Raw genomic sequence first — 12,755 nt, forward strand, 5'->3', positions numbered from 1 at the left:
AACGCCGGCGGGGTTACTCGGCCGACGGCCGCGCTGATTGCGCGAGCGCCTGTTCCGCCCTGGCCAGGTTACCGCGGTAGCCCGCGAGTACACGCTCGCCTTTGCCCTGCTTTTCCGCTATCGAAATCGCGTTGAGGAACTGGGCCTTTGCTTCCGCTGGCTTCTTCGCGCCGAGCAGCACTTCGCCATAGCTGTCCTGCGCGTTGTCCGATTGTGCATGCGCCTGGGCGTTTGCTTTGAGGATCAGTTCGGCCACTTGCGGCTGGCCGCGCTTGCCCAACAGTTCATAGCCGATGCGGTTGATGTCAGCTTCGCCGAATTTGCTGTCGCGGATAGCCCCAGCAACCAATAATCCGGCTTCTGCGTGGCGCCCGGATTGGATCAGCGCTGGCGCCCGGTCGAGTTGACTGAAGAGCGCTGCCCGGGCCTGGGCATGGAGCCGGCGCGTTTCCTGGTCGGTCGCTAGCGACATCACTTGCTCGATAGCGGAAATGACGAGCTGGGGCTGCTCCAGATGGATATTGTGGCCGGCGTGCGCGGTCACGGTGTGGATGCCGGTGCTGAACTGGCGGAAGAAGCTTTCGTGCAGGCTGCGCCAGGTCTTCATCCCCTCGGGCGAGTGCAGGAAGAATTCGGCGTTCTCGTGCTTTTTCGACGAGGTCAGAACGGCGACAGGTACATCCGGAAGGGGCCCGGCGGCCGGCAGTGCGCCACGATCGAAAATGGCCTGCACGTGCTTCAGCTCCGCCTTGAACTTGGCCGGTGTGTAGCTCTCGCTGATTTTGATGTCGTGCGCCGTCTTTGCAGGATCGATCTTGCGTAGCTCGGCCTCGATGCGCTCATCGCTCGCGTCGACGAACACCATGCCCGCCACTTGGGCCGGATTGCGCGCTGCGAAGTCGCGGATCAGGAAACCGCCATACGAATGCCCGACCAGGATGAAAGGCGGGCGCAGCTTTGCCGCAGCGATCATGTGTTCGAGGTCCGAGGTATTGGCGGACAAGGTGCGTTCGCCCGGCCTCGCCTGCGATTTTCCATGGCCGGCGCGCGAATAGGCGACCACCCTGGCCGACCTGGCGACCGCAGGAGCGACCTTGCGCCACACGGTCAGGTCCGAGCCGAAGCCTGACTCGAAAATGACGGTGTACGGGCCATCGCCCATCTGCACCATGTTGACCTGTTGGCCCCTGACGTTGATCATGTCGGCCGGCTCGGCTGCCCATGCGGCAGTGGCCGCGGACAGGGTCGCGGCAATGATAGTGGCGCCGAACAGGCGCTTGAGGGGGGTGTTCAATATCGGCTCCTTCGAAGGCGGGATGTAATCATTGCGCATTCTAGGAGCCGCCTGACCCTCCGGCTACTGTCAGAAATGACAGCGCCGGATGGTTCGTTATCGCTTGGCCGATGGCAGCGCCCATTTCAACCCGCGCGTGATGACCAGCTTAGCTGTCATGCCAACATTGGTCAAAATGCCTTTCGCGGAGCTGGCGTTGACGGCACATGCCGCTGGCGGCATACTCTGCGCAAGAATATCGTCAAAAGGCTGCTGTATGAAGCGTCCCCACCTGATCGCCGCACTATGTTTCGCCATTGCCGGTCTTTTCTATCTTGCCGGCTTGTCGAACGACTACCTGGTCGGGTTCCTGGTCCTTGGCGTGGGCTTCGAAATTGCGGCGTGGGCTAACGTAGCCAGGGCATCGCGCGAAAAGCGCGCCGACTAGCAGCCCGCAGCCCGCAGTCAGGCGGGAGCGCCTTTCCACTCGCGCCGCAGCAAGCCATACAGCTCGGAGTCGCATACCTCGCCGCCGACGATCCAGCGTTCGCGCATGAAGCCTTCGCGGATAAACCCTAAACGCTCCAGGCACACCTTCGACGCTTCGTTGCGCGGGTCGATATCGGCTTCGAGCCGGTTCAGGTCGAGGTCATTGAAGGCGTAGGCCAGCAGCGCTTCGAGCGCTTCGTTCATGTAGCCCTTGCCCCAGTGCTGGCGCTGCAGCGCGTAGCCGATCTCGGCGCGTCGGTTCTGCCGGTGCAGCGCGTACAAGGTGCAGTTGCCGATCATGCGCTGCGTCTCTTTCAGTACGATCGAGAAGCGAAAGAAGCCGCCTCGTTCGAAAGCGGCGGCGTCGTCGTCGATCTGGCGCGCCGCACGGTCAGGATCGGTCCATGGCGGCTCGCTGAAGTAGCGCATCACCTCGGCGTCGGAATGCAGGGCAAACAGCGCGTCCTCGTCGCCACGGCGCGGTGCGCGCAGGGTGAGGCGTGCGGTGGAAAGCGTCTTGGGGGAGCCCATGCATTGTCCGGTGGTGGTTACGCCGATGGCGGATTCAGGATATTAAGGAATGCGCGGATGACCGGCGCATCGTCCTGGGTCGTATACGCGATGTACAGGTTCGCTGACGGCGGATTGGTTTTAATCGGCAGGAAGCGCACGCCCGGCCAGCCGATCCGGCCAGTCGTCTCGGGCATCAGCGCGACGCCGAGGCCGACGCCGACCATGGCCAGCAGGGTCTGGGGCTCATTCGCTTCCTGGAAGATGGTTGGCTGGAAGCCTGCGTTGACGCAGCACTGGATCAGGTAGCGCGGGAAGGACGACTTGTCGAGCGCCAGCGTCAGCATCGGCTCGTCGGCCAGGTCCATCAGTTCGACGTACGGGCGGGCCGCAAGCGGGTGGTGTTCGTTCACCGCCACGCACACGTTCTCGCGGAAGCATAGCTCCTGGCGCAGGTTGTCGTTCTTCAGCTCGTCGTCGTTCATCTTTGGCTCGCGCCAGAATCCGACATCGACCTGCTTTGCCCGCAGCGCCTCGTACTGCACGGTCGGCCCGAGCTCGTGCAGCGTCCACGTCACGCGCGGGTACTTGGTCTGGAACTCTTCCAGCAGGCTGGGAATCGGCCCCCACATGGCCGAACCCACGATGCCGACCCGCAGGCGGCCCACTTCGCCGCGGTCGATCTGGCGGATCGTGTCGATCGTCATCCGCATCTTGGCCAGCATGTCGGACGCTTCGCCCATCAGCGCCTTCCCCGCCACCGTCAGTTCGAAGGTGCGGGTGGTGCGTGCAAACAGCTTGACGCCAAGTTCGCTCTCCAGCTTCATGATCTGCTGCGACAGCGGAGGCTGTGAAATGTGCAGGCGTTCGGCCGCGCGGCTGAAGCTTTTTTCTTCAGCGACGGCGAGGAAATACTTCAGCTGCTTGAGGTCGATCGACATTGCGGTAAGTCCTGGTCAGATTGGCTGCATGCCCGGCAGGTCATGCATGGCGGCGGCCAGTTTTGCGCCAACCAGCGCATTGTGCTTCACAAGGGCTATGTTTGTCATCAGGCTGCGGCCTTCGGTAAGCTGCTTGATGCGGTTCAGCAGGAATGGCGTCACTGCCTTGCCTTTGACGCCGCCCTGGTCGGCCTCGTCCAGCGCCTGTCTGGTAATGCTGTCGATTTCCGCCTTCGGCATCGCAAACATCTCCGGCACCGGGTTGCTGACAACGACGCCGCCGCGCAGGCCAAGCTGCCATTTTGTGTTGATGAAGGCGGCCTGCTCCAGCGGGCTATCGAGCTGGAAGTCGGCCTTGAAGCCGCTTTCGCGCGTGAAGAATGCTGGGAAGCCCGGCTGCCCGACGCTGATGACCGGTACGCCGTGCGTTTCGAGGTATTCGAGGGTGAGGCCGATGTCGAGGATCGACTTGACGCCGGCGCATACAACGGCCACGTCGGTCTGCGCCAGTTCCTGCAAATCGGCCGAAATGTCGAAGCTGGTTTCGGCGCCGCGGTGGACGCCGCCGATGCCGCCCGTGACGAACACGCGGATGCCTGCCAGCGCCGCGCAGATCATCGTCGCCGCCACTGTCGTGGCGCCCAGCTTGCGGGTCGACAGCACGTAGGGCAGGTCGCGGCGGCTCACTTTCATCGCGTCGGGCGAATTACCGAGCAGCTCAAGCTGGTCCTCGGACAGGCCGATGCAGATTTTGCCGTCGATGATCGCGATCGTGGCCGGCACCGCGCCCGCGTCGCGGATGATCTGCTCGACTTCCTTCGCGGTGGTCACGTTTTGCGGATACGGCATCCCGTGCGAGATGATCGTCGATTCAAGCGCGACGACTGGCTTGCCGGCGACGCGCGCTGCGGCGACTTCTGGGGAGAACAAGAGAAACTGGTGCATGGTCATTCCTGGTAAAGGGCGTTGAACGGCTGGCCGTCAGTGGGAAGGGGCGCCTCGATGGCCGCAAACGTATCGGGAGCCAGGGAAGGGCAGACAGTCTGTGCGCAGGCCACCGTCATGGCGGACAGCGCCAGGCCGCGGCGGCACGCGAGGTCGAGGTTATCGCTGCCCTGGTACAGGGTCCAGCTGACGGCCGCGGCGAAGGCGTCGCCGGCGCCGGTGACATCGACGACCGTGGCATCGAGCGCGTCAAGGTGGGCGATGCCGCCTGCTGTGGTGTGGCTGACGCCGCGCGCGCCGCGCGTGATGATGACGTCTTTCGCGCCCTGCGCCTGGATTGCGGCGCAGGCTTTTGCCAGCGCCGAGTCGGTGTCCACTGGATAGCCGACCCGCGTTCCGAGCTCGCCTTCGTTCAGTATCAGCAGGCGCACGCCGGCGAGGTTCGCAGGCAGGCGGTCCATCTTCGGCTGCGAGACGGCGACGACGATCAGCGGCACCTCGAAGCGAACCGCATCGTCGAGAAGGGCTTGCAAGGTGTCGAGGGGCAGGTTCAGGTCGGCGACGGTGAGCGCGGCGCCGGCGCGCTGCTGCTGCGTGCGGGCGAGGGCCTCGGGCGTGAGCTGGTCGTACAGCGCCATGTCGGCCAGGGCCAACAGCATGTCGCCTTGCTGGTCGAGTACCGCGGTGTAGGTGCCGCTGCCGGTGCCTGCAAGCCGCAGGCTGCCGCGCGTATCGATGCCGACTGCCTCGGCCTGCGCCATGAGCGCCGCGCCGGAAGCGTCATCGCCCACCGCCGTGATCAGGCCGACCGGCGTGCCGAGGCGCGCCAGGTTCTCGGCGATATTGCGGGCCACGCCGCCGAACGATTCGTGCTGGCGCGCCGGGTTCGAGGTGCCCATCTGGACCGGGCCAAGCGAGCGCAGCTTGCGGTCAAGGTTGGCCGCGCCAATGCACATGATGGCGCGCCGATCCGCCAGCACGTAGGCACGGCCAAGCAGGCGGCGTTCGCGGATCAGGCCGGCGATATGGCCTGCGACGGCGGAGCGCGACAGGCCAAGCTGCAAGCCCAGGTCTTGCTGCGAGATGAAAGGATTGGCGCGTATCAGTTCGAACAACTGATCTTTCTTGGAAAGTTCGGTCACATGAGCAATCGTTAAACAATTGTTTGCAATGGTAGACTTTTGTTTGTATGAAGTCAAACACGTTTTCAGTGTTGTGTGGGTGAACGAACAGTTGGCCGCGGTTTAAATCCAGATACTGGAAAACAAGCACAGAAACTATCTCCAGGAAAATGATGAACCCGAATACACCGAACTCCCGCATCGAGGCCGAGATCCAGCGCGAGCGCAATGAGCGCCTGCACAACGACGAGGCAAAGACCGGGGAGAGCCGGGGCGACGACTTCCGCATCAAAGATGCGCGCGAAAACGAAAGCTCTGGCAACCTGCACCGCTCGCGCAACCGCTGACCCCATCCTCCGCGCGGCGCCCGCCGCGCCAGCATGTTCTCGATATCTTGCTCCGCCGCCTCGCCCGAGGCGCGCGGTGAACCCAGCTATTTATATCGCCACCATATAAATAGCCAAGAAAAATGGTATTTGCCATACATATCGAGAATAATGCATAGTTATAATATCTAGCAAGCCCATTCCCACGGCAGCCGCGGACCTACCCGTCCGGCGACTCCCATCCGCATGACCGGCACGACCGGGCCGCTACCACCTCAACGCCGAAACCATCAAGGAAGACCATGTCCAACAATACCCCTTTTGAAGCCGTCGACATCATCAAAGCCCGCAAACCCGGCTTCGCGCCGCGTGTGGCAATGATCCTCGGTTCGGGGCTGGGCGTGCTGGCCGAGCAGATGACCGACGCTGTATCGATCGGCTTCGACGAGCTGCCAGGCTTCCCGATCAGCACCGTGCACGGCCACGCGGGCGAACTGGTGCTCGGCACGCTGGCAGGCGTGGACGTGGCATGCATGAAAGGCCGCGGCCACTTCTACGAAGGCTACGGCATGGGCGTGATGACCAGCGCCGTGCGCACCATGAAGCTGCTCGGTTGCGAGATGCTGTTCGTGACCAACGCCGCAGGTTCGCTGCGTCCTGAAGTCGACGCGGGCAGCCTGGTGGCGATCACCGACCATATCAACCTGCTGCCGGGTACCCCGATGATCGGCGCGAACGACGACCGTTTCGGCCCGCGCTTCTTCAGCATGTCCAATGCCTATGACGCGGACATCCGCAACCTGGTCAAGGACACCGCGGCCGCAAACGGCATCACGCTGCACGAAGGCGTGTTCGTCGCCTACCCGGGCCCGAACTTTGAAACCGCCGCTGAAATCCGCATGATGTCGCGCCTGGGCGCCGACACGGTCGGCATGTCGGTGGTGCCTGAAGTGATTTCGGCGCGCCACTGCGGCCTGAAAGTGACCGGCGTATCGGTCATCACCAACCTGGCGGAAGGCCTGTCGCCGTTCCAGCTGTCGCACGAGCAGACCCTGAAATACGCCGCCATCGGCGCCAAGGACCTGGTCGCGCTGATCCTGGCGTTCCTGGCACGCGTGGCCGAACAGCCGCGCGCCGCAGCCTGATACCCTTTTATATCGAGCGATACCATGTCCCGCGCATTCATCCTCCTGCTTGACTCATTCGGACTCGGGGCCACGCCCGACGCCACCACCTACGGCGATGTCGGCGCCAACACTTTCGGCCATATCGCCGAATGGGCCGCGAAGGAAGGCAAGCCGATGTCGCTGCCTAACCTCGAACGCCTCGGCCTGGCCGCTGCCGCCCACAAGGCAAGCGGCGAGTGGGCCGCCGGCTTCAACCTGCGCGACGGCTTTACCGGCGCGTGGAGCGCGGCGCGCGAGCGCTCGACCGGCAAAGACACCCAAAGCGGCCACTGGGAAATCGCCGGCGTGCCGGTTGAATTCGACTGGGGCTACTTCCCGCGCACGGTGCCGTCGTTCCCGAAGGAGCTGACCGACAAGCTGCAGGAACTGACCGGCGTGCCCGGCTTCCTCGGCAACTGCCACGCATCGGGCACCGACATCATCAACAAGCACGGCGACGAGCATGTCGCCACCGGCAAGCCGATTCTGTACACCTCGTCCGACTCGGTGTTCCAGATCGCGGCGCATGAAGAACACTTCGGCCTCGACAAGCTGTATGCGATGTGCGAAGCGGCCTATGAGCTGGTCAAGCCATACAACATCGGCCGCGTCATCGCGCGCCCATTCGTCGGCGCCAACGGCGACTACCGCCGCACCAGCAACCGCCACGACTACGCGGTGCCGCCACCGGCCAAGACCCTGCTCGACCACGTCAAGGAAGAGGGCGGCGAGGTTGTCGCACTGGGCAAGATCAGCGACATCTTTGCGGCGCAGGGCGTGTCGCGCGTCGTCAAGGGCGCCGACAACATGGCCCTGTTCGACGCACTGCTGAAGGTAACCGATGAAGCAGGCGACAAGTCGCTGACCTTCGTGAACTTTGTCGACTTCGACATGCTGTTCGGCCACCGCCGCGACATCAAGGGCTACTCGAACGCGCTGCACGAACTCGACGCGCGCCTGCCGGAATTCATGGCCAAACTGAAGGAAGGCGATATGGTTGTCGTCACCGCCGACCATGGCTGCGACCCGAGCTGGCACGGTTCGGACCACACCCGCGAACACATCCCGATGATTTTCTTCGGCCCGGCTGTCAAGCCGCAGGAACTGCCGATCTCCGAAACCTTCTCCGACATCGGCGCCACCCTGGCCAAGCACCTCGGCGTAACACCACTTTCCAACGGAACCAGTCTGCTATGACCCATAACTCCGCATTCAAACGCAATGAGGCCGTCGGCCTCGACCTCGGCTGGGTCAACCAGATCAAAGTCAACCGCAACGCCGCCGACCGCCGCGCCGCAAGCCTGGCCAATCGCCGCACCGTCAAGAAGGAATACCAGGCCGCGTGGCTGGTCAAGGCGATCCAGTGCATCGACCTGACCACCCTCGGCGGCGACGACACGCCAGGCCGCGTCGAGCGCCTGTGCATGAAGGCGATGCGTCCGCTGCGCTCCGACCTGGTCGAAGCATTGGGCGTGCAGGGCCTGACCACCGGCGCCGTCTGCGTGTACCACGAAATGATCGCGCCAGCGGTCAAGGTGCTCAATGGCCGCTTGCCGATCGCCGCCGTGTCGACCGCGTTCCCGGCCGGCCTGTCGAGCCTTGAGACCAAGCTGCGCGAAATCGAGCTGTCGGTTGCCGCAGGCGCCACCGAAATCGACATCGTCATCACCCGCCAGCACGTCCTGACCGGTAACTGGCAGGCGCTGTACGACGAGATGCTCGCGTACCGCAAGGCTTGCGGCGAAGCGCACGTCAAGGCGATCCTCGCCACCGGCGACCTGGTCACGCTGGAAAACGTCGCCAAGGCGTCGTGGGTGTGCATGATGGCCGGTTCCGACTTCATCAAGACCTCGACCGGCAAGGAAGGCGTCAACGCCACGATCCCGGTATCGCTGGTGATGGTGCGCGCGATCCGCGAGTACTACGAGCAGACCGGCTTCCAAGTCGGCTACAAGCCGGCCGGCGGCGTCAGCACCGCCAAGAGCGCGCTGCAATACCTGACCGTCATGAAAGAAGAACTCGGCAATGAGTGGCTGGAGCCGCACCTGTTCCGTATCGGCGCATCGAGCCTGTTGACCGACATCGAACGACAGCTCGAACACTACGTCACCGGTAACTACTCGGCGAGCTACCGCCACGCGCAACCTTAAACACGGATTCGTCATGCCAACTATTAACGAGATTCTTCAGACTATGGACTACGGCCCTGCACCCGAGAGCACCAAAGAAGCGCAAGCGTGGCTGGACCAGCATGAGCGCCGCTTCGGCCTGTTCATCGACAACGCATGGACGCCGGCATCCGACACCTTCGCCTCGACCAACCCTGCCGACGGCAAGGAGCTGGCGCAGGTAACGCAAGCCACCAGCAGCGACATCGACCGCGCCGTGGAAGCCGCGCGCCGCGCCCAACCGGGCTGGGTAGCCCTCGGCGGCCATGGCCGCGCGCGCGTCATGTACGCGCTGGCACGCCTGCTGCAAAAGCACGCGCGCCTGTTCGCAGTGCTCGAAACCCTCGACAACGGCAAGACCATCCGCGAAACGCGCGATGCCGACCTGCCGCTGGCCGCGCGCCACTTCTACCACCACGCTGGCTGGGCGCAGCTGCAGTCGGAAGAATTCGCCGACTACCGCGCCGTTGGCGTGGTTGGCCAGATCGTCCCCTGGAACTTCCCGCTGCTGATGCTGGCATGGAAAATCGCGCCTGCCATGGCCGCCGGTAACACCATCGTGTTCAAGCCGGCGGAATTCACGTCGCTGACCGCGCTGCTGTTCGCCGAGATCTGCAAGCAGGCGGGCGTGCCGGCTGGCGTCGTCAACATCGTCACCGGCGACGGCCGCGTGGGCGAAGCCATCGTCAACCACCCAGGCATCGACAAGCTGGCCTTCACCGGTTCCACCGAAGTTGGCCGCATCATCCGCCAGGCCACCGCGGGCAGCGGCAAGAAGCTGTCGCTGGAACTGGGCGGCAAATCGCCATTCATCGTCTTCGAAGACGCGGACCTCGACGCAGCCGTCGAAGGCCTGGTCGATTCGATCTGGTTCAACCAGGGCCAGGTATGCTGCGCCGGCTCGCGCCTGCTGGTGCAGGAATCGATCGAACAACGCTTCTACACCAAGCTGCGCGCGCGCATGGACAACCTGCGCCTTGGCTCGCCGCTCGACAAATCGATGGACATCGGCGCACTGGTCGACCCGGTACAGCGCCAGCGCATCCACGGCCTGGTCGAATCGGCCCGTCTTGAGGGCTGCACCATCTACCAGCCGGCCGCATGCGAAATGCCGGCCGACGGTTCGTGGTTCCCGCCGACCCTGATCACCGGCGCATCGACGTCGGCAGGCATCGCGCAGACCGAAATCTTCGGCCCAGTGCTGGTGGCGATGAGCTTCCGCACCCCGGGCGAAGCAGTCCAGCTGGCCAACAACACCGTGTACGGCCTGGCCGCCTGCATCTGGTCCGAGTCGATCAGCCTCGCGCTCGACGTGGCGCCGCAGATCAAGGCTGGTGTCGTATGGATCAACACCGCCAACCAGTTCGACGCAGCCTGCGGCTTCGGCGGCTACAAGGAATCCGGCTTCGGCCGTGAAGGCGGCCGCGAAGGCATGTACGAGTACATGACACCGCTGTCGGAAGATGCGCGCCCATCCGCGCCTGTCGTTGAAGCCAAAGGCAGTGTCAAGATGGCTGAAGGCGACTCGCCGTTTGCGATCGACCGCACGGCCAAGCTGTACATCGGCGGCAAGCAGGCACGCCCTGACGGCGCGTACAGCCGCGCCATCAACGGCGCCAACGGCCAGTTCCTCGCCGATGTCGGCGAAGGCAACCGCAAGGACATCCGTAACGCGGTGGAAGCTGCGCACAAGGCCTCCGGCTGGGCCAAGGCCACCTCGCACAACCGCGCGCAGGTGCTGTACTACATCGCTGAAAACCTGGCGATCCGCGCTGACGAATTCGCAGCCCGCCTGGCCGCGATGACCGGTTCCAAAGACCCGCAACGCGAAGTGCAGGCCTCGATCGAGCGCCTGTTCTACTACGCGGCGTGGGCCGACAAGTACGACGGCCTGGCGCACCAGCCGCCGATGCACGGCATCACCGTGGCGCTGAACGAGCCTGTTGGCGTCATCGGCATCATCTGCCCGAACGAGAACCCGCTGCTCGGCTTCATTTCGCTGGTCGCTCCTGCGCTGGCGCTGGGTAACCGCGTGGTGGCGGTGCCGTCGGAAGCCTTCCCGCTCTCGGCGACTGACCTGTACCAGGTGCTCGATACGTCCGACCTGCCAGGCGGCGCGCTGAACATCGTGACCGGCAGCGCGGATGAACTGGCCAAGACGCTGGCGTCGCACGCCGACGTGGACGCGGTGTGGCGCCATGACGGTTCGGCTGCTGGCTGCGCGGAAGTGGAACGCCTGTCGGCTGCATCGCTCAAGCGCACCTGGGTCGGCGGCGCAAAGGGCCGCGACTGGTTCGACACGAAGCAGGCCGGTGGACGCGCAGTGCTGGCGCACGCAAGCCAGGTCAAGAACATCTGGATTCCGTACGGCGTATAACGCTGTAAGGAAACCGTAGGGCGGATAAGCGGAGCGCATCCGCGTGCATGCGTCAACGCGACGCAGGCGGATGCGCTTACGCTTATCCGCCCTACATTTTTTAGAAGAGGTCACATGTTTTTAACCCAAGAAATCATCCGCAAAAAGCGTGATGGCGGCGCCCTGAGCGCTGAAGAAATCCAGTTCTTCGTCAGCGGCATCCCGAACGGCAGCGTGACCGAAGGCCAGATCGCGGCATTCGCGATGGCCGTCTATTTCAACGACATGAACATGGACGAGCGCGTCGCCTTCACCCTGGCGATGCGCGATTCCGGCCAGGTGATGGAATGGCGTTCGCTGAACCTGCCAGGCCCGGTCGTCGACAAGCACTCCACCGGCGGCGTCGGCGACGTGGTCTCGCTGATGCTCGGCCCAATGATCGCTGCCTGCGGCGGTTTCGTGCCGATGATCTCCGGCCGTGGCCTCGGCCACACCGGCGGCACGCTCGACAAGTTCGACTCGATTCCCGGCTACTGCACCGTGCCCGACCCTGAACTGTTCCGCAAAGTGGTCAAGGACATCGGCGTGGCCATCATCGGCCAGACCGCGCAGCTGGCGCCGTCGGACAAGCGCTTCTACAGCATTCGCGACACCACCGCGACGGTGGAATCGGTGGCGATGATCACCGGCTCGATCCTGTCGAAGAAGCTGGCTGCCGGCCTCGATGCGCTGGTGATGGACGTGAAGGTCGGCTCCGGCGCCTTCATGCCAACCTACGAGAAATCGGTCGAACTGGCAGAGAGCATTGTCGCCGTCGGCAATGGCGCAGGCACCCGCACGTCGGCGCTGCTGACCGAAATGAACGAGTCGCTGGGGCCGGTCGCCGGCAACGCGCTGGAAGTGCGCCTGGCGATGGACTACCTGACCGGCCGTTCGCGCCCGGCGCGCCTGCACGAAGTGACGATGGCGCTGTGTGCAGAGATGCTCATTTTGGGTAAGCTGGCCGCCAACGAAACCGAAGCGCGCGCCAAGCTGCAGGCCGGGCTGGATTCGGGCGAAGCGGCCGAACGCTTCTCGCGCATGGTCGCGGCGCTGGGCGGCCCGGCCGACCTGGTCGAGCGTCCGGACGCCTACCTCGAGCAGGCGCCGGTTGTGGTGCCGGTGCCGGCACTGCAAGCCGGTTTTGTAACCCAGACCGACACGCGCGGCCTTGGCCTGGCAGTGGTCAGCCTTGGCGGCGGCCGCCGCCGTCCGGAAGATGCGATCGACTTCGCAGTCGGCCTGACCGGCCTTGCGGAGCTGGGCGACACGATTTCCGTCGGCCAGCCGCTGGCGATGGTCCACGCGCGCACGCAAGCGGCAGCCGAGCAGGCGGTGCGCGAGGTGCAGGCAGCGTACAAGATCGGGGCGCAAAAACCGGCGCCGAACCCGATCATCTACCGCACCATCCGTCCTTAAGA

12 protein-coding genes are annotated in these 12,755 nt (G+C 64.2%); 7 read left to right on the forward strand and 5 right to left on the reverse strand.

What is annotated here, in order from left to right; genetic code table 11:
• Positions 1–13: 13 nt before the first annotated feature.
• Positions 14–1,294: an alpha/beta fold hydrolase gene (locus LMJ30_RS02335; RefSeq protein ID WP_229430728.1), complete on the reverse strand. Its 1,281-nt coding sequence runs from the start codon at positions 1,292–1,294 to the stop codon at positions 14–16.
• A gap of 256 nt (positions 1,295–1,550) precedes the next feature.
• Here LMJ30_RS02335 and LMJ30_RS02340 point away from each other — a divergent pair, with 256 nt between their 5' ends.
• Entirely contained in the window at positions 1,551–1,721 is a 171-nt protein-coding gene (locus LMJ30_RS02340) for a hypothetical protein (protein ID WP_229430729.1), read from the forward strand.
• Between the two features lie 17 nt (positions 1,722–1,738).
• Here the strand turns inward: LMJ30_RS02340 and LMJ30_RS02345 are convergent, their stop codons facing one another.
• From LMJ30_RS02345 to LMJ30_RS02360, 4 genes are read right to left on the reverse strand one after another with little or no spacing between them, the layout of a single operon-like run.
• Positions 1,739–2,293, reverse strand: coding sequence for a GNAT family N-acetyltransferase (locus LMJ30_RS02345; protein ID WP_229430730.1), 555 nt, complete (start codon positions 2,291–2,293; stop codon positions 1,739–1,741).
• Positions 2,294–2,310: 17 nt separating this feature from the next.
• Complete coding sequence (locus tag LMJ30_RS02350; protein WP_229430731.1) at positions 2,311–3,213, reverse strand: LysR family transcriptional regulator; 903 nt, start codon at positions 3,211–3,213, stop codon at positions 2,311–2,313.
• Positions 3,214–3,228: 15 nt separating this feature from the next.
• On the reverse strand, positions 3,229–4,158 hold the full coding sequence (locus tag LMJ30_RS02355) for a pseudouridine-5'-phosphate glycosidase (protein WP_229430732.1): 930 nt from the start codon (positions 4,156–4,158) through the stop codon (positions 3,229–3,231).
• Between the two features lie 2 nt (positions 4,159–4,160).
• Positions 4,161–5,300, reverse strand: a complete 1,140-nt coding sequence (locus LMJ30_RS02360; RefSeq protein ID WP_229430733.1) for a carbohydrate kinase — start codon at positions 5,298–5,300, stop codon at positions 4,161–4,163.
• 152 nt (positions 5,301–5,452) lie between these two features.
• Between LMJ30_RS02360 and LMJ30_RS02365 the strand changes: the two genes are divergently transcribed.
• The 6 genes from LMJ30_RS02365 (at position 5,453) to deoA (ending at position 12,753) form a co-directional block, all read left to right on the forward strand.
• A complete protein-coding gene (locus LMJ30_RS02365; RefSeq protein WP_229430734.1) occupies positions 5,453–5,626 on the forward strand; it encodes a hypothetical protein in 174 nt (57 codons plus the stop codon).
• A gap of 281 nt (positions 5,627–5,907) precedes the next feature.
• Positions 5,908–6,750 carry a xanthosine phosphorylase gene (gene xapA, locus LMJ30_RS02370; protein WP_229430735.1) on the forward strand — a complete coding sequence of 281 codons (843 nt, stop codon included), beginning with the start codon at positions 5,908–5,910 and terminating at the stop codon, positions 6,748–6,750.
• A 24-nt stretch (positions 6,751–6,774) separates the two neighbouring features.
• Positions 6,775–7,968, forward strand: a complete 1,194-nt coding sequence (locus LMJ30_RS02375; protein ID WP_229430736.1) for a phosphopentomutase — start codon at positions 6,775–6,777, stop codon at positions 7,966–7,968.
• On the forward strand, positions 7,965–8,921 hold the full coding sequence (gene deoC, locus LMJ30_RS02380; protein ID WP_229430737.1) for a deoxyribose-phosphate aldolase: 957 nt from the start codon (positions 7,965–7,967) through the stop codon (positions 8,919–8,921). The genes LMJ30_RS02375 and deoC overlap by 4 nt, the downstream gene beginning before the upstream one ends.
• A 13-nt stretch (positions 8,922–8,934) precedes the next feature.
• On the forward strand, positions 8,935–11,316 hold the full coding sequence (locus LMJ30_RS02385) for an aldehyde dehydrogenase family protein (protein ID WP_371872961.1): 2,382 nt from the start codon (positions 8,935–8,937) through the stop codon (positions 11,314–11,316).
• A 114-nt stretch (positions 11,317–11,430) separates the two neighbouring features.
• Positions 11,431–12,753, forward strand: coding sequence for a thymidine phosphorylase (gene deoA / locus LMJ30_RS02390; protein WP_229430738.1), 1,323 nt, complete (start codon positions 11,431–11,433; stop codon positions 12,751–12,753).
• Positions 12,754–12,755 lie beyond the last annotated feature (2 nt).

Origin of the sequence: Massilia agrisoli (assembly GCF_020831365.1) — a bacterium.
Lineage (GTDB): Bacteria > Pseudomonadota > Gammaproteobacteria > Burkholderiales > Burkholderiaceae_D > Telluria_A > Telluria_A agrisoli.